The sequence below is a fragment of the Streptomyces sp. NBC_01304 genome (assembly GCF_035975855.1).
Taxonomy (GTDB): domain Bacteria; phylum Actinomycetota; class Actinomycetes; order Streptomycetales; family Streptomycetaceae; genus Streptomyces.
In genome coordinates, this window is sequence record NZ_CP109055.1 from 8,878,268 (window position 1) to 8,894,622 (window position 16,355).

15 protein-coding genes are annotated in these 16,355 nt (G+C 70.1%); 14 read left to right on the forward strand and 1 reads right to left on the reverse strand.

Going from position 1 to position 16,355, the window contains the following annotated elements:
• Window positions 1-38 precede the first annotated feature (38 nt).
• From OG430_RS39550 to nusB, 4 genes are all read left to right on the forward strand, one after another.
• Window positions 39-923 (forward strand): Pro-rich N-terminal domain-containing protein, encoded by an 885-nt coding sequence (locus tag OG430_RS39550; protein ID WP_327357481.1) that lies wholly within the window; start codon window positions 39-41, stop codon window positions 921-923.
• Window positions 924-1,010: 87 nt separating this feature from the next.
• Complete coding sequence (locus tag OG430_RS39555) at window positions 1,011-2,117, forward strand: aminopeptidase P family protein (protein WP_327357482.1); 1,107 nt, start codon at window positions 1,011-1,013, stop codon at window positions 2,115-2,117.
• 56 nt (window positions 2,118-2,173) lie between these two features.
• Window positions 2,174-2,740: an elongation factor P gene (gene efp, locus OG430_RS39560; protein ID WP_327357483.1), complete on the forward strand. Its 567-nt coding sequence runs from the start codon at window positions 2,174-2,176 to the stop codon at window positions 2,738-2,740.
• A gap of 2 nt (window positions 2,741-2,742) precedes the next feature.
• Window positions 2,743-3,177 (forward strand): transcription antitermination factor NusB, encoded by a 435-nt coding sequence (gene nusB, locus OG430_RS39565; protein WP_327357484.1) that lies wholly within the window; start codon window positions 2,743-2,745, stop codon window positions 3,175-3,177.
• A gap of 196 nt (window positions 3,178-3,373) precedes the next feature.
• Here nusB and bldD read toward each other — a convergent pair whose 3' ends face one another.
• Window positions 3,374-3,874 (reverse strand): transcriptional regulator BldD, encoded by a 501-nt coding sequence (gene bldD, locus OG430_RS39570; protein WP_093608484.1) that lies wholly within the window; start codon window positions 3,872-3,874, stop codon window positions 3,374-3,376.
• Window positions 3,875-4,070: 196 nt separating this feature from the next.
• On the opposite strand from bldD, the gene pyrR reads away from it, so the two are divergent.
• The 10 genes from pyrR (at window position 4,071) to OG430_RS39620 (ending at window position 16,287) form a co-directional block, all read left to right on the forward strand.
• Window positions 4,071-4,652: a bifunctional pyr operon transcriptional regulator/uracil phosphoribosyltransferase PyrR gene (gene pyrR, locus OG430_RS39575; protein WP_327357485.1), complete on the forward strand. Its 582-nt coding sequence runs from the start codon at window positions 4,071-4,073 to the stop codon at window positions 4,650-4,652.
• Window positions 4,653-4,748: 96 nt separating this feature from the next.
• On the forward strand, window positions 4,749-5,735 hold the full coding sequence (locus tag OG430_RS39580) for an aspartate carbamoyltransferase catalytic subunit (protein WP_327357486.1): 987 nt from the start codon (window positions 4,749-4,751) through the stop codon (window positions 5,733-5,735).
• Window positions 5,736-5,737: 2 nt separating this feature from the next.
• The gene (locus OG430_RS39585) at window positions 5,738-7,024 is read left to right on the forward strand and encodes a dihydroorotase (RefSeq protein WP_327357487.1); all 1,287 of its coding nucleotides are present in this window, start codon (window positions 5,738-5,740) and stop codon (window positions 7,022-7,024) included.
• On the forward strand, window positions 7,021-7,620 hold the full coding sequence (locus OG430_RS39590) for a PH-like domain-containing protein (protein ID WP_327357488.1): 600 nt from the start codon (window positions 7,021-7,023) through the stop codon (window positions 7,618-7,620). Before OG430_RS39585 ends, OG430_RS39590 begins: the two co-directional genes overlap by 4 nt.
• Window positions 7,617-8,771, forward strand: a complete 1,155-nt coding sequence (carA, locus tag OG430_RS39595) for a glutamine-hydrolyzing carbamoyl-phosphate synthase small subunit (protein ID WP_327357489.1) — start codon at window positions 7,617-7,619, stop codon at window positions 8,769-8,771. Before OG430_RS39590 ends, carA begins: the two co-directional genes overlap by 4 nt.
• Entirely contained in the window at window positions 8,764-12,072 is a 3,309-nt protein-coding gene (gene carB, locus OG430_RS39600; protein ID WP_327357490.1) for a carbamoyl-phosphate synthase large subunit, read from the forward strand. Before carA ends, carB begins: the two co-directional genes overlap by 8 nt.
• Before the next feature lie 96 nt (window positions 12,073-12,168).
• A complete protein-coding gene (locus OG430_RS39605) occupies window positions 12,169-13,287 on the forward strand; it encodes a quinone-dependent dihydroorotate dehydrogenase (RefSeq protein WP_327357491.1) in 1,119 nt (372 codons plus the stop codon).
• Window positions 13,284-14,126 carry an orotidine-5'-phosphate decarboxylase gene (gene pyrF, locus OG430_RS39610; protein WP_327357492.1) on the forward strand — a complete coding sequence of 281 codons (843 nt, stop codon included), beginning with the start codon at window positions 13,284-13,286 and terminating at the stop codon, window positions 14,124-14,126. Before OG430_RS39605 ends, pyrF begins: the two co-directional genes overlap by 4 nt.
• 314 nt (window positions 14,127-14,440) lie before the next feature.
• Window positions 14,441-15,331 carry a dihydroorotate dehydrogenase electron transfer subunit gene (locus tag OG430_RS39615; protein ID WP_327357493.1) on the forward strand — a complete coding sequence of 297 codons (891 nt, stop codon included), beginning with the start codon at window positions 14,441-14,443 and terminating at the stop codon, window positions 15,329-15,331.
• Window positions 15,328-16,287: a dihydroorotate dehydrogenase gene (locus OG430_RS39620; protein ID WP_327357494.1), complete on the forward strand. Its 960-nt coding sequence runs from the start codon at window positions 15,328-15,330 to the stop codon at window positions 16,285-16,287. The genes OG430_RS39615 and OG430_RS39620 overlap by 4 nt, the downstream gene beginning before the upstream one ends.
• Window positions 16,288-16,355 lie beyond the last annotated feature (68 nt).

The window sequence follows — 16,355 nt, forward strand, 5'->3', positions numbered from 1 at the left end:
CCAGCGCCAGTTGCCTGTACGAGACGGAGTGGCACCGGATGCAGCACGCAGTGGGGAATCCGCTGCCGCCGCCCCATCAGCCGGGGCACGGACCGGCCACCGGCTGGTCCCCGGCCGCACATCACCCCGGACCCGCACCCCATCCGGGCGCCGCGGGGCCGCACCCTGGCCGACCCGCGCCCGCCGCGGGCCCGCCGCCCGCTCCCGGCTTCAACGGCCCGGCGCCCCGGCCCGCCCAGGCACCCCCGCCCCCGCATGCCCCGGTGCCCCCCTCGCCCGACACCACGGGCCACATCAGGCTCCCGTCGGGCGCTCCGGTCGCGGTGCCTCAGCTGCCGCAGGGTTCCACGCAGGGCGACACCGGCGCGACCACGCTCGCGGTGCTGCTCATCGGCCCCGCCGGCGCCGGCAAGACCTCCGTGGCCAAGTACTGGGCGGAGCACCGCCAGGTCCCCACGGCGCACATCAGCCTGGATGACGTACGCGAGTGGGTGCGCTCCGGCTTCGCCGACCCGCAGTCCGGCTGGAACGACCACTCCGAGGCGCAGTACCGGCTGGCCCGCCGCACCTGCGGCTTCGCGGCGCGGAACTTCCTGGCCAACGGCATCTCCTGCATCCTCGACGACGCGGTCTTCCCGGACCGCCCGGTGGTCGGCCTCGGCGGCTGGAAGCGGCACGTGGGGCCCGGTCTGCTGCCCGTCGTGCTGCTGCCCGGCCTGGAGATCGTCCTGGAGCGCAATGCGCAGCGCAGCGGGAATCGTCGGCTGACGAACGAGGAAGTGGCTCGCATCCATGGCCGGATGGCCGGGTGGTACGGGTCGGGGCTGCCGATCATCGACAACTCGAGCTATGACGTGCCTACGACGGCGCGAGTCCTGGACGACGTACTGGCCAGGTCGATCGCGAGCCCGCCGAGCTGGTAGCCCCACCCTGCGGGCAGACATGAGTGCCACCCCCAGTCGGACGCGTACAACCAGCCACCTCCGAGCGGCAGCTCATACGCTCGGGTCATGTCAGAGGTCTACGCGGCACGCCGTGAGCGGCTCAGAGAGCAGTGCACGACCGGCGGCAGCGCGGCCGCGGTGGTCTCCCGCCCCGCCAACGTCCGCTATCTCGCGGGCGCGGCGCCCCAGGGAGCCGTGCTCCTGCTGGGGCCGGGCGAGGACATCCTGCTGTGCGGCAGCCCGCCCACCGGGGAGCCCACCGAGGGCCGCCCCGACGAGGCGCTGCGGCTGCAGGTCCTGGGGACCCCGGGCGGTGATGCCGCCGTGGCCGCCGCGGACCTCGCATCGGGCCAGGGGGCCGACTCCCTCGCCGTCGAGGAGCACCACCTGACCGTGGCCCGGCACCGCGCCCTCGGTTCCGTCGCGCCCCGGCTGCGCTTCGCGGACCTCGGCTGTGCGGTGGAGCAGCTGCGCGTGGTCAAGGACGACGAGGAGATCTCCTCGCTGCGGATCGCCGCCGAGATCGCCGACCAGGCGCTCGGCGAGCTCCTCGAATCCATCCTGGTCGGCCGCACCGAACGCCACCTCGCCCTGGAGCTGGAGCGCCGCCTCGTCGACCACGGCGCGGACGGCCCGGCCTTCCCCACCTCGGTCGGCACCGGCCTCAACTCGGGCCGCAGAGGTCACCGTCCCTCCGATCGCAGGGTGGAGGAGGGCGATTTTCTCTCCGTCTGCCTGGGCGCCTCCTACCGGGGCTACCGCTGCGAGATCGGCCGGACCTTCGTCATCGGGACCACCCCGGCGGACTGGCAGATCGAGCTGTACGACCTGGTCTTCGCCGCTCAGCGGGCCGGCCGGGAGGCCCTCGCACCTGGCGTCGAGTACCGCGAAGTGGACCGCGCTGCCCGCCAAGTCCTGGACGCCGGCGGCTACTCCGACGGGCTCCCGGCCGCCACCGGACACGGTGTGGGACTCGAAATCGAGGAGGACCCGCAGTTGGCGCCCGCGGCCATGGGTAAACTGGACGCTTGTGTGCCGGTCACCGTCGAACCGGGGGTCCACCTCCCGGGCCGGGGCGGCGTCCGGATCGATGACACGCTCGTCGTACGCCCCGAGGCGGACGGCGGACCCGAGCTACTCACCATTACGACCAAGGAGCTGCTCGCGCTCTAGCCCGCTGGGGTGCGCACCCTAGGTCCCACCAGTTTCAGTCCAGGAGATCCGCAACCGTGGCTTCCACGAACGACCTCAAGAACGGCCTTGTGCTCAAGCTCGACGGGGGCCAGCTGTGGTCCGTCGTCGAGTTCCAGCACGTCAAGCCCGGCAAGGGCCCGGCCTTCGTGCGCACCAAGCTCAAGAACGTGCTCTCCGGCAAGGTGGTCGACAAGACCTTCAACGCCGGCGTCAAGGTCGAGACGGCCACGATCGACAAGCGCGACATGCAGTTCTCCTACATGGACGGCGACTACTTCGTCTTCATGGACATGGAGACCTACGACCAGCTCATGGTCGACCGCAAGGCTGTCGGCGACGCCGCGAACTTCCTGATCGAGGGCTTCACCGCCTCCGTCGCGCAGCACGAGGGCGAGGTGCTCTTCGTGGAGCTGTCCGCCTCCGTCGAGCTCGTCGTCCAGGAGACCGAGCCGGGCGTCCAGGGCGACCGCTCCACCGGCGGCACCAAGCCCGCCACTCTGGAGACCGGCCACCAGATCCAGGTCCCGCTCTTCATCACCACGGGCGAGAAGATCAAGGTCGACACCCGTGACAGCAGCTACCTCGGCCGGGTGAACAGCTAACCGTGGCTGCTCGCAATACGGCCCGCAAGCGCGCCTTCCAGATCCTCTTCGAGGCCGACCAGCGCGGCACCGACGTCGTCACCGTGCTGGCCGACTGGATCCGGCACTCGCGGACCGACACGCGCCAGCCGCCGGTCAGCGAGTACACGATGGAGCTGGTCGAGGGGTACGCCCCCAAGGCGTCCCGCATCGACGAGCTGATCTCGCAGTACGCCGTGGACTGGACGCTCGACCGCATGCCGGTCGTCGACCGGAACATCCTGCGGCTCGGTGCGTACGAGCTGATCTGGGTCGACGGGACGCCCGACGCGGTCGTCCTCGACGAGGCGGTACAGCTCGCCAAGGAGTTCTCCACGGACGACTCGCCGGCCTTCGTCAACGGCCTCCTGGGCCGTTTCAAGGACCTCAAGCCCACCCTTCGGAGGGACGAGGCCTAGCAGCCCGCTGCTCGCGTCGACGGGCCCGCCACACGCGTGTGTGGCGGGCCCGTCGACGTATGCGCGCCTCATCCGCCCCACGCGCCTCGTGCGGGGCGCAGAAGGCCGCCTCGCGCGGCGCACGCAAAAGCCGCCGGGGTGGCCGGAACCGATTCGGTTCCGGCCACCCCGGCGGCACGTTTCTGCTGAAGCGGCGTCAGGCCTCTTCGTGGGCGACCGCGCGGCGCGCGTCCGCGTCCAGGACGCCCCAGCTGATCAGCTGCTCGGTGAGGACCGAGGGCGACTGGTCGTAGATGACGGCGAGGGTGCGCAGGTCGTCCTGGCGGATCGACAGCACCTTGCCGTTGTAGTCGCCGCGCTGGGACTGGATCGTGGCGGCGTACCGCTGCAGCGGGCCGGCCTTCTCCTGCGGGACGTGGGCAAGGCGCTCAAGGTCCAGGACGAGCTTCGGCGGCGGCTCGGCGGCACCGCCGGGCGTGGTGCCGGGCAGCAGCTCCTGCACCGGGACGCCGTAGAAATCGGCCAGCTCGGCGAGGCGCTGCACGGTGACCGCACGGTCGCCGCGCTCGTACGAACCGACCACGACCGCCTTCCAGCGTCCCTGGGACTTCTCCTCGACACCGTGGAGGGAAAGGCCCTGCTGGGTGCGGATGGCCCGAAGCTTGGCCCCGAGCTGTTTGGCGTATTCGCTGGACATATAGCTCCCCGGACGCAGACTGGTAACTCACTGTGAGGTTACGCAGCGTTACTTGGATGCGTCAAGCCGAATGGTCCGTACCGCCCCTTACGAGGGGGGTGATCTGCGGCGTTGCCGTTTGCTGGTACCGTAGGTGGCGCAATCTCGACGTCCTTTAAGGTCCGTCCCGTGAGGCGGAGAAGGAGGTCCGTTTCGTATGGACGCTTCAGCAGCTGAATCCGGTGTCGCCCGGCCCGTTCTCGAGGCCCCCGACATCGCGCGGGTATTGACCCGTATCGCACACGAAATCGTCGAACGCGCCAAGGGCGCCGACGATGTGGTGCTTCTCGGCATTCCGACCCGCGGCGTATTTCTCGGCCGGCGGCTCGCCGCCAAGCTCGAGGAAATCACCGGTCGCAAGATCCCGGTCGGGTCCCTCGACATCACCATGTACCGCGACGATCTGCGGATGCACCCGCCGCGTGCGCTGGCCCGTACCGACATCCCCGGCGAAGGCATCGACGGACGCCTGGTCGTCCTCGTCGACGACGTGCTCTTCTCGGGTCGCACCATCCGCGCCGCCCTCGACGCCCTGAACGACATCGGGCGTCCGCGCGCCGTGCAGCTCGCGGTCCTGGTGGACCGCGGACACCGTGAACTCCCCATCCGTGCCGACTACGTCGGCAAGAACCTCCCCACGTCGCTGCGGGAGACGGTCAAGGTCCAGCTCGCCGAGGAGGACGGTCGCGACACCGTGCTGCTCGGCGACAAGCCGACCGCACCGGCCGGCGAGCAGTAGCACTCGGTCTTACGACCCCCGAGAGCGCCGCTGCGCGCTCGCATGCCCGAAACTTCCGGTTCTTTAAAAGACACCGCACCGCATGGAGCCACACAGATGATGCGTCACCTCATCTCGGCCGCCGACCTCACCCGCGACGACGCCGTCCTGATCCTCGACACCGCCGAGGAGATGGCCCGGGTAGCGGACCGGCCGATCAAGAAGCTGCCCGCCCTTCGGGGACGTACGGTCGTGAACCTCTTCTTCGAGGACTCGACCCGCACCCGGATCTCCTTCGAGGCCGCCGAGAAGCGGCTGTCCGCGGACGTCATCAACTTCGCCGCCAAGGGCTCGTCCGTCTCCAAGGGCGAGTCGCTCAAGGACACCGCGCAGACCCTGGAGGCGATGGGCGTCGACGCCGTCGTCATCCGGCACGGCGCCTCAGGTGCACCGTTCCGCCTGGCCAACTCCGGCTGGATCGACGCCGCAGTGATCAACGCCGGCGACGGCACCCACCAGCACCCCACCCAGGCACTGCTCGACGCCTTCACGATGCGCCGCCGGCTCGTCGGCCGGGACGCGGGCCTGGGCAAGGACCTCGCGGGCAAGCGGATCACGATCGTCGGCGACATCCTGCACGGCCGGGTCGCCCGCTCCAACGTGGACCTGCTGCACACCCTCGGCGCCGAGGTCACGCTGGTCGCGCCGCCCACTCTGGTGCCGGTCGGCGTCGAGAGCTGGCCGTGCGAGGTGTCGTACGACCTGGACAGCACGCTGCCCAAGAGCGACGCCGTGATGATGCTGCGGGTGCAGCGCGAGCGGATGAACGCCGCGTTCTTCCCGACCGAGCGCGAGTACTCGCGCCGCTACGGCCTCGACGGCGACCGCATGGCGAAGATGCCCGAGCACGCCATCGTGATGCACCCCGGCCCGATGGTCCGCGGCATGGAGATCACCGCCGAGGTCGCCGACTCCAAGCGCTGCACCGCCATCGAGCAGGTCGCCAACGGCGTCCACACGCGCATGGCGGTCCTCTATCTGCTTCTCGGCGGCAACGAGCCCGCCGTCACCCACGCCCGGCCCATCGATTCGGAGAACAAGTAACCATGAGCAAGATCCTTATCCGTGGCGCGAAGGTCCTGGGTGGCGAGCCGCAGGACGTCCTGATCGACGGCGAGACCATCGAGGCCGTCGGTACGGGCCTGAGTGCCGAGGGCGCGACCGTCGTCGAGGCCGAGGGCCAGGTGCTCCTGCCGGGCCTCGTCGACCTGCACACCCACCTGCGCGAGCCCGGCCGTGAGGACTCCGAGACCGTCCTGACCGGCACCAAGGCCGCCGCCAAGGGCGGCTGGACCGCCGTGCACGCCATGGCCAACACCTTCCCCGTCGCCGACACCGCGGGCGTCGTCGAGCAGGTCTGGCGCCTCGGCCGCGAGTCGGGCTACTGCGACGTGCAGCCCATCGGCGCCGTGACCGTCGGGCTCGAGGGCAAGCAGCTCGCCGAGCTCGGCGCGATGCACGAGTCCGCGGCCGGCGTCATGGTCTTCTCCGACGACGGCAAGTGCGTGGACGACGCCGTGATGATGCGGCGCGCGCTCGAGTACGTGAAGGCCTTCGACGGTGTCGTCGCCCAGCACGCGCAGGAGCCCCGCCTCACCGAGGGCGCCCAGATGAACGAGGGCATCGTCTCCGCCGAGCTGGGCCTGGGTGGCTGGCCGGCCGTCGCCGAGGAGTCGATCATCGCCCGCGACGTGCTGCTCGCCGAGCACGTCGGCTCCCGCGTGCACATCTGCCATCTGTCGACCGCAGGTTCGGTGGAGATCGTCCGCTGGGCGAAGTCCCGCGGCATCGATGTGACCGCCGAGGTCACGCCGCACCACCTCCTGCTCACCGACGAGCTGGTCCGCTCGTACGACCCGGTCTACAAGGTGAACCCGCCGCTGCGCACCGAGACCGACGTGATGGCGCTGCGCGAGGCGCTGGCCGACGGCACGATCGACATCGTCGCCACCGACCACGCCCCGCACCCGCACGAGGACAAGGACTGCGAGTGGGCCGCCGCCGCCATGGGCATGGTCGGCCTGGAGACCGCGCTGTCCGTGGTCCAGCACACGATGGTCGACTCCGGGCTGCTCGACTGGGCGGGCGTCGCCCAGCGCATGTCGGTCAACCCGGCGAAGATCGGCCGCCTGGAGGGCCACGGCCGTCCCGTCTCGGCAGGTGAGCCCGCCAACCTCACGCTGGTCGATCCGGCATACCGTGGGTCCGTGGACCCCGCGGGCTTCGCCTCCCGCAGCCGCAACACCCCCTTCGAGGGCCGTGAGCTGCCGGGGCGCGTCACCCACACCTTCCTGCGGGGCCGGGCAACGGTCATCGACGGGAAGCTGGCGTGAGCACACCTTTCAGCACTATCGGCACATCGCTGCTGGTCAACACGGCCGCCGGGGAGAAGTCCCAGGAGGTCACGGACTGGCCGGCGCGCGCTGCCTGGGGCATCGGGCTCGTCGTCTTCGTCGTGTTCGTGTACTGGCTGATGCGGCAGGGCTGGAAGTGGCGCGGATCGCTCCAGGGCGACCTGCCCGAGCTTCCCGCCGTGCCGTCCGAGCCGGGCCCGGCGAAACTTGAGCTGAGCGGCCGGTACCACGGGTCCACCACGGCCGGGCAGTGGCTCGACCGGATCGTGGCCCACGGTCTCGGCACCCGCAGCAGGGCCGAGCTGACGCTCACCGACGCAGGGCTCGCGGTCGTACGCCCCGGAGCGGACGACTTCTTCGTCCCGGCGGCGGCGCTGCGCGAGGCCCGCCTCGACAAGGGCATCGCGGGCAAGGTCCTCGCCGAGGGCGGTCTGCTCGTCGTCACCTGGGCGCACGGCGACAAGCTGATCGACTCCGGTTTCCGCTCCGACCACGCCGCCGAGCACGCGGCCTGGGTCGAAGCCATCAACTCCATGATCATCAACACCGAAACGACGGAAGGCGCCGCACGATGACGACCTCCACAAGGGGATCCGCTTCTCAAAAGAAAGCTGCTCCCGCCGTACTCGTCCTGGAGGACGGCCGGATCTTCCGCGGCCGCGCCTACGGGGCCGTGGGGGAGACCTTCGGCGAGGCCGTGTTCTCCACCGGCATGACCGGCTACCAGGAGACCCTCACCGACCCGTCGTACCACCGCCAGGTCGTCGTGATGACCGCGCCGCACGTCGGCAACACCGGCGTCAACGACGAGGACCCCGAGTCGGGCCAGATCTGGGTCGCGGGTTATGTCGTACGCGACCCCGCCCGCGTCCCGTCCAACTGGCGCTCCCAGCGTTCGCTGGACGAGGAGCTCGTCAAGCAGGGCGTCGTCGGCATCTCCGGCGTCGACACCCGCGCCCTGACCCGGCACCTGCGCGAGCGCGGCGCCATGCGCGTCGGCATCTTCTCCGGCGAGAAGGTCGCGGACGACGCGTCGCTGCTCGCCCGGGTCAAGGAAGCCCCGCAGATGAAGGGCGCCAACCTGTCCGCCGAGGTCGCCACCAAGGAGACGTACGTCGTCCCCGCGATCGGCACCAAGAAGTTCACGGTCGCGGCCGTGGACCTCGGCATCAAGGGCATGACCCCGCACCGCATGGCCGAGCGCGGCATCGAGGTGCACGTGCTGCCCGCGACCGCCACGGTCGAGGACGTGTACGCCGTGAACCCCGACGGTGTGTTCTTCTCCAACGGTCCCGGTGACCCGGCCACCGCCGACGGTCCCGTCTCCGTCATGCAGGGCGTGCTCGAGCGCAAGACGCCGCTGTTCGGCATCTGCTTCGGCAACCAGATCCTGGGGCGCGCGCTCGGCTTCGGCACCTACAAGCTGAAGTACGGCCACCGCGGCATCAACCAGCCGGTGCAGGACCGCACCACCGGCAAGGTCGAGGTCACCGCGCACAACCACGGCTTCGCCGTCGACGCGCCCCTCGACAAGGTCTCGGACACCCCCTTCGGGCGGGCCGAGGTCTCTCACGTATGCCTCAACGACCAGGTGGTGGAGGGGCTTCAGCTCCTCGACCAGCCGGCGTTCAGCGTCCAGTACCACCCCGAGGCGGCCGCGGGCCCGCACGACGCCGCGTACCTCTTCGACCGCTTCGTAGACCTCATGGAGGCCGAGCGTGCCTAAGCGCACCGATATCCAGTCCGTCCTGGTCATCGGCTCCGGCCCGATCGTCATCGGCCAGGCCGCCGAGTTCGACTACTCCGGCACCCAGGCCTGCCGCGTGCTCAAGGCCGAGGGCCTGCGCGTCATCCTGGTCAACTCCAACCCGGCCACGATCATGACCGACCCGGAGATCGCCGACGCCACGTACGTCGAGCCGATCACCCCCGAGTTCGTCGAGAAGATCATCGCCAAGGAGCGCCCCGACGCGCTGCTCCCCACCCTCGGTGGCCAGACCGCGCTCAACACCGCGATCTCCATGCACGAGCAGGGTGTGCTTGAGAAGTACAACGTCGAGCTCATCGGCGCCAACGTCGAGGCCATCAACAAGGGCGAGGACCGCGAGCTCTTCAAGGGCGTCGTCGAAGAGGTCAACAAGAAGATCGGGCACGGCGAGTCCGCCCGCTCGTACATCTGCCACTCCATGGACGACGTCCTCAAGGGCGTCGAGGAGCTCGGCGGCTACCCCGTCGTCGTCCGCCCCTCCTTCACCATGGGCGGCGCCGGCTCCGGCTTCGCGCACGACGAGGAGGAGCTGCGCCGCATCGCCGGTCAGGGCCTCACGCTCTCGCCGACCACCGAGGTGCTCCTGGAGGAGTCCATCCTCGGCTGGAAGGAGTACGAGCTGGAGCTGATGCGCGACAAGAACGACAACGTCGTGGTCGTCTGTTCCATCGAGAACTTCGACCCGATGGGCGTGCACACCGGCGACTCGATCACCGTCGCGCCCGCCATGACGCTCACCGACCGCGAGTACCAGCGGCTGCGTGACGTCGGTATCGCGATCATCCGCGAGGTCGGCGTCGACACCGGCGGCTGCAACATCCAGTTCGCGATCGACCCGGTCGACGGCCGCGTCATCGTGATCGAGATGAACCCGCGTGTGTCGCGTTCCTCGGCTCTCGCCTCCAAGGCGACCGGCTTCCCGATCGCCAAGATCGCCGCGAAGCTGGCCGTCGGCTACACGTTGGACGAGATCCCGAACGACATCACCGAGAAGACCCCGGCGTCCTTCGAGCCGACCCTCGACTACGTCGTGGTCAAGGCCCCGCGGTTCGCCTTCGAGAAGTTCCCGTCCGCAGACTCCACCCTCACCACCACCATGAAGTCGGTGGGCGAGGCCATGGCGATCGGCCGCAACTTCACCGAGGCCTTCCAGAAGGCGCTGCGCTCGCTGGAGAAGAAGGGCTCGCAGTTCTCCTTCGTCGGCCCGGTCGGCGACAAGAAGGAGCTCCTCGAGCTCTCGGTCCGCCCGACCGACGGGCGCATCAACATCGTCATGAACGCGATCCGCGCAGGCGCCACCCAGGAGGAGATCTTCGAGTACACGAAGATCGACCCCTGGTTCGTCGACCAGCTCTTCCTCATCAAGGAAGTCGCCGACGAGCTCGCCGCCGCCGAGCGCCTGGACGCCGACCTCCTTATGGAGGCCAAGCGCCACGGCTTCTCCGACGCCCAGATCGCCGAGATCCGCGGCCTGCGCGAGGACGTCGTGCGCGAGGTCCGGCACGCGCTCGGGGTCCGCCCGGTCTACAAGACGGTCGACACCTGCGCCGCCGAATTCGCCGCCAAGACCCCGTACTTCTACTCCTCGTACGACGAGGAGAACGAGGTCGCCAAGCGCACCAAGCCCGCGGTGATCATCCTGGGCTCCGGCCCGAACCGCATCGGCCAGGGCATCGAGTTCGACTACTCCTGCGTCCACGCCTCCTTCGCGCTCAGCGACGCGGGCTACGAGACCGTGATGGTCAACTGCAACCCTGAGACCGTCTCCACGGACTACGACACCTCGGACCGCCTCTACTTCGAGCCGCTCACGCTCGAGGACGTCCTCGAGATCGTGCACGCCGAGCAGCAGGCGGGCCCGCTCGCCGGTGTCATCGTGCAGCTCGGCGGCCAGACCCCGCTGGGTCTGTCGCAGGCGCTCAAGGACAACGGCGTTCCGGTTGTGGGCACCTCGCCCGAGGCCATCCACGCCGCCGAGGACCGCGGCGCCTTCGGCCGCGTCCTCGCCGAGGCCGGGCTGCCCGCGCCGAAGCACGGCACCGCGACCACGTTCGCCCAGGCCAAGGCCATCGCCGACGAGATCGGCTACCCCGTCCTCGTACGCCCGTCGTACGTCCTCGGCGGCCGCGGCATGGAGATCGTGTACGACGAGGCCCGCCTCGCCACGTACATCGAGGAGTCCACCGAGATCAGCCCCTCGCGGCCGGTCCTCGTCGACCGCTTCCTCGACGACGCGATCGAGATCGACGTCGACGCGCTCTACGACGGCAAGGAGCTCTACCTCGGCGGCGTCATGGAGCACATCGAGGAGGCCGGCATCCACTCCGGCGACTCGGCGTGCGCGCTGCCCCCGATCACGCTCGGTGGCTACGACATCAAGCGGCTGCGGGCCTCAACTGAAGGCATCGCCAAGGGTGTTGGCGTACGCGGACTGATCAACATCCAGTTCGCGATGGCCGGCGACATTCTGTACGTCCTTGAGGCGAACCCGCGCGCCTCGCGCACCGTCCCCTTCACCTCGAAGGCGACCGCGGTGCCGCTGGCGAAGGCCGCCGCCAGGATCTCCCTGGGTGCGACCATCGCCGAGCTGCGCGAGGAAGGCCTGCTGCCCAAGCAGGGCGACGGCGGCACGCTCCCCATGGACGCGCCGATCTCCGTCAAGGAGGCCGTCATGCCGTGGTCGCGCTTCCGCGACATCCACGGCCGCGGCGTCGACACGGTCCTCGGCCCGGAGATGCGCTCCACCGGCGAGGTCATGGGCATCGACTCGGTCTTCGGCACGGCGTACGCCAAGTCGCAGGCCGGTGCGTACGGCCCGCTGCCCACCAAGGGACGCGCGTTCATCTCGGTCGCCAACCGGGACAAGCGCTCGATGATCTTCCCGGCGCGTGAACTCGTCGCCCACGGCTTCGAGTTGATGGCCACCTCCGGTACCGCAGAGGTCCTGCGCCGCAACGGCATCAACGCCACCATCGTGCGCAAGCTCAGCGAGGGCGAAGGCCCGAACGGCGAGAAGACCATCGTCCAGCTCATCCACGACGGCGAGGTCGACCTCATCGTCAACACCCCGTACGGCACCGGCGGCCGCCTCGACGGCTACGAGATCCGTACGGCCGCCGTGGCGCGCAGCGTGCCGTGCCTGACGACGGTGCAGGCGCTCGCCGCCGCCGTCCAGGGCATCGACGCGCTCAACGGCGGTGATGTGGGCGTACGTTCCCTGCAGGAACATGCCGAGCAGCTGACCGCGGCCCGCGACTAGCAGCCCAGGAGGGGGACACCGGAAACGGTGTCCCCCTCTTCATGAGGCCTGCTGGTAGCTGCGGCAAGGCCCGACGCCCGACCGAGGACTCCTCTCATGTACAAACTCTTCTTCAACCTGGTCTTCAAGCGGATGGACCCGGAGCAGGCCCACTACCTGGCCTTCCGCTGGATCCGGCTCGCGGCCCGGACTCCCGTGCTGCGTACGTTCGTTGCCGCCGCCCTCGCGCCCCGCTACAAGGAGCTGCGCACCGAGGCGTTCGGGCTGCGCATGCACGGACCCGTGGGGCTCGCGGCCGGTTTCGACAAGAACGCGGTCGCGATCGACGGCATGACGATGCTCGGCTTCGACCACATCGAGATCGGCACCGTCACCGGCGAGGCGCAGCCCGGCAACCCCAAGAAGCGGCTCTTCCGGCTCGTCCCGGACCGTGCGCTGATCAACCGCATGGGCTTCAACAACGAGGGCTCGGCGGCGGTCGCCGAACGCCTCGCCGCCCGTCGTGAGGTCTTCAGGACGACCGTCGGCGTCAACATCGGCAAGACGAAGGTCGTGCCGGAGGAGGAAGCGGCCGGCGACTACGTGCAGTCGACCGAGCGGCTCGCCCGGCACGCCGACTACCTCGTCGTGAACGTGTCCTCCCCGAACACCCCGGGGCTCAGGAACCTGCAGGCCGTGGACCACCTGCGGCCGCTGCTCTCGGCGGTACGCGAGGCGGCCGACGCCAGTGTCGAGGGGCGCCGCGTCCCGCTGCTCGTCAAGATCGCGCCGGACCTCGCCGACGAGGACGTCGACGCGGTGGCCGACCTGGCCGTCGAACTCGGCCTGGACGGCATCATCGCCACCAACACCACGATCGGGCGCGAGGGCCTGAAGTCGGACGCCGCGCTGACCGCGGAGACCGGTGGACTGTCGGGCGCGCCCCTGAAGGAGCGCTCCCTGGAGGTCCTCCGTCGCCTCTACGCGCGCGTGGGCGACGACATCACCCTGGTGGGCGTCGGCGGCATCGAGAACGCCGAGGACGCCTGGCAGCGGATCCTCGCGGGCGCCACCCTGGTGCAGGGCTACAGCGCCTTCATCTACGAGGGCCCCTTCTGGATGCGCGCCATGCACAAGGGCCTCGCGGCCCGCCTGAACAACAGCCCGTACGCCACGCTGGCCGAGGCGGTCGGCGCGGGCGTCTCCGACGCGGACAGGAAGAAGGCAGCAGCATGACTCTGGACCCCTTTGGCGCCCGGCTGCGTGCGGCCATGGACGAGCGCGGGCCCCTCTGTGTCGGCATCGACCCGCACGCCGCACTGCTCGACTCCTGGGGCCTGCCCGACACGATCGACGGCCTGGAGCGCTTCTCGCGCACGGTCGTCGAGGCGCTGGCCGACCGGGTCGCCGTGCTCAAGCCGCAGTCGGCGTTCTTCGAGCGGTTCGGGTCGCGGGGTGTCGCGGTGCTCGAGAAGTCGGTCGAGGAGGCGCGGGCCGCCGGGGCGCTGATCGTGATGGACGCCAAGCGGGGCGACATCGGCTCGACCATGGCCGCGTACGCGGAGTCCTTCCTGAGCAAGGACTCCCCGCTGTTCTCGGACGCGCTGACCGTGTCTCCGTACCTGGGGTACGGATCGCTTCGGCCTGCGGTCGAGCTGGCTCGGGAGAGCGGGGCGGGGCTGTTCGTGCTGGCGCTCACGTCCAACCCCGAGGGTTCCGAGGTGCAGCACGCGGTGCGCTCGGACGGGCGGTCGGTGGGGGCGACGATGCTGGCGCATCTGGCCTCCGAGAACGCCGGGGCGTCGCCCATGGGTTCCTTCGGGGCCGTTGTGGGCGCGACGCTCGGTGATCTGTCGTCGTACGACCTGGACATCAACGGGCCGTTGCTGGCGCCGGGGATCGGGGCGCAGGGGGCTACGCCTGCGGACCTTCCTTCGGTGTTCGGATCGGTTGTCGGGAACGTCGTTCCCAATGTGAGCCGGGGGGTGCTGCGGCACGGGCCGGATGTTGCGGCGCTTCGGGCTTCTGCGGAGCAGTTCGCGGAGGAGATCCGGTCCGCTGTGGCTGGGGCTTAGAGACTCTTCCCCACCCCGCCCCTTCCCGAAAGTCCTGCGGACGGCTTCGGGGCTTCGCCCCGGACCCCGGATCGGCCTTCGGCCTCTGTCCTCAAACGCCGGACGGGCTGATTCATCAACCATGAATCAGCCCGTCCGGCGTTTGAGGACAGTCTTTGAAGCCGACGGCAGTCTTACGGGAAGGGGCGGGGTGGGGAAAACTCAGCCCTTTCGGGACCTTGGCCCGGGCCGCCCAGGCCCTTGGCGCCCAGGCGGGGCGGCCCCTGGTGGTCGATCATGGATCGGGGGGATCCGACCACGCTCAGGGAGACCCCGTGCCGCCCCGGCCCAGCGCCCAGCGCCCCGTGCAAACGCGAGCCGAGATCCTCGCCCTCGACCCCGTCGGCGCCTACCACCACCTGGTGCTCCGCGCCGGTGAGGCGGCCCGCGACGTCGCCCCCGGGCACTTCGCCGCCCTCGCGATCGGCGGCCGCAACTCCGCCATGCTGCTGCGCCGCGCCTTCTCCATCCACCGCGCCGACCCCGACCAGGGCACCATCGAGCTGGTCTTCGCCGAGCACGGCAAGGGGACGAAGGCGCTGGCCGCCCACCACGTGGGCGACACCGTCGACCTCATCGCCCCGCTCGGCACCCCCTTCCCGCTCCCCGAAGGCCCGACGAACGCCGTCCTCGTCGCCGGCGGCTACGGCAGCGCCCCGATGTTCGCGCTCGCCGAGCAGATCCTGGAGCGCGGCGGCCGGGTCGGCTTCGTACTGGGCGCCGCGAGCGAGGACCGGCTCTTCGGGGTCGAGCTCGCCCGGGCGCTCACCCCGCACGTCGCAGTCGTCACCGACGACGGAACGTACGGCGAAAGGGGACTGGTCACCGACCCGCTCCCCGGGATGATCGACGTCCTCGGCGCCACCGAGGTGCACTCCTGCGGCCCCATGGGCATGCTGCGCGCGGTCACCGACATCGCCACTGCTGCCGGTGCCCGCAGCCACACCGCCGTCGAGGAGGCCATGGCCTGTGGGATCGGCGTCTGCATGACCTGCGTGCTGCCGGTCAGGGACGAGGACGGGGTCACCCGGTTCCTTCGCTCCTGCACATCCGGGCCGGTCTTCGACGGTACGAAAGTCCGCTGGGACGACGCCGGAACGCTGCCGCCCGACGTCGAAGGCGCCGCCGCCATGACCCCGCACACCGCGAAGGAGCCGACGCGATGATCCAGCCCCACGAAGTCGACATGTCGGCCCCGCTCGGCGCCACCGTGACCCTGCCCAACCCGATCAGCACCGCTTCCGGCTGCGCGGGCTACGGCCGCGAGCTCGACCGCTTCGTCCCGCTCGCCGAGCTCGGCACGATCACGACCAAGACGATCATGCCGTACGCCCGTTCAGGCCGGGCCACCCCGCGCATGGCCGAGACCCCCAGCGGCATGCTCAACTCCATCGGCCTGCAGGGTTCCGGCATCGACCACTTCGTCGAGCAAGAGCTGCCCTGGCTCGCCGAGCGCGGCGCCCGCGTCCTCGTCTCGATCGCGGGGGAGCGCACCGAGGAGTTCGCCGAGGCCGCCGCCCGCCTCAAGGGACAGCCGGGCGTCGTGGGCATCGAGGCCAACATCTCCTGCCCCAACGTGGCCAACCGCGGCCTCGTCTTCGCCTGCGATCCCACGTCGTCGTACGAGACGGTCAAGGCCGTGCGCGCCGCCGCCGACCCCGAGCTGCCCGTCTACGCCAAGCTCACTCCTGATGTGACCTCCATTGCCGACATCGCGGCGGCCTGCACGGAGGCGGGCGCCGACGGCCTCTCGATGATCAACACGCTGCTCGGCATGGTCATCGACACCGACACCCTGCGCCCCGCCCTCGCGGGCACCACGGGCGGTCTGTCCGGACCGGCCGTACGTCCCGTCGCCGTGCGCTGCGTCCACCAGGTGTACGCAGCCATGCGCGCGGGCTCCGTCCGCGAGGTCCCGATCCTCGGGATGGGCGGCATCGCGACGGGCCGCGACGCGTTCGAATTCGTCCTTGCCGGAGCCTCCGGAGTCGCGGTGGGCACAGCGATCTTCAACGACCCCTCGGCCCCCGTACGCGTACTCGAAGAACTCCGAAACGCCCTCGCCGAGCACTCCATCGGCTCGTTCAAGGACGCCGTGGGTCGTGCGCACATGCCCAGTTGAGGCTTCCCGCGCGACTTCCTGACGTCGATTTGTCGCCGTCGAACGCCCTTCGGAGACCCAAATCCGGG

Coding starts and splice junctions, on each gene's coding strand:
- carA (WP_327357489.1), top strand. CDS start 7,617: ATGACGACCTCCACAAGGGGATCCGCTTCTCAAAAGAAAGCTGCTCCC.
- OG430_RS39550 (WP_327357481.1), top strand. CDS start 39: ATGCAGCACGCAGTGGGGAATCCGCTGCCGCCGCCCCATCAGCCGGGG.
- OG430_RS39555 (WP_327357482.1), top strand. CDS start 1,011: ATGTCAGAGGTCTACGCGGCACGCCGTGAGCGGCTCAGAGAGCAGTGC.
- bldD (WP_093608484.1), bottom strand. CDS start 3,874: ATGTCCAGCGAATACGCCAAACAGCTCGGGGCCAAGCTTCGGGCCATC.
- OG430_RS39580 (WP_327357486.1), top strand. CDS start 4,749: ATGATGCGTCACCTCATCTCGGCCGCCGACCTCACCCGCGACGACGCC.
- pyrR (WP_327357485.1), top strand. CDS start 4,071: ATGGACGCTTCAGCAGCTGAATCCGGTGTCGCCCGGCCCGTTCTCGAG.
- OG430_RS39585 (WP_327357487.1), top strand. CDS start 5,738: ATGAGCAAGATCCTTATCCGTGGCGCGAAGGTCCTGGGTGGCGAGCCG.
- pyrF (WP_327357492.1), top strand. CDS start 13,284: ATGACTCTGGACCCCTTTGGCGCCCGGCTGCGTGCGGCCATGGACGAG.
- OG430_RS39605 (WP_327357491.1), top strand. CDS start 12,169: ATGTACAAACTCTTCTTCAACCTGGTCTTCAAGCGGATGGACCCGGAG.
- OG430_RS39620 (WP_327357494.1), top strand. CDS start 15,328: ATGATCCAGCCCCACGAAGTCGACATGTCGGCCCCGCTCGGCGCCACC.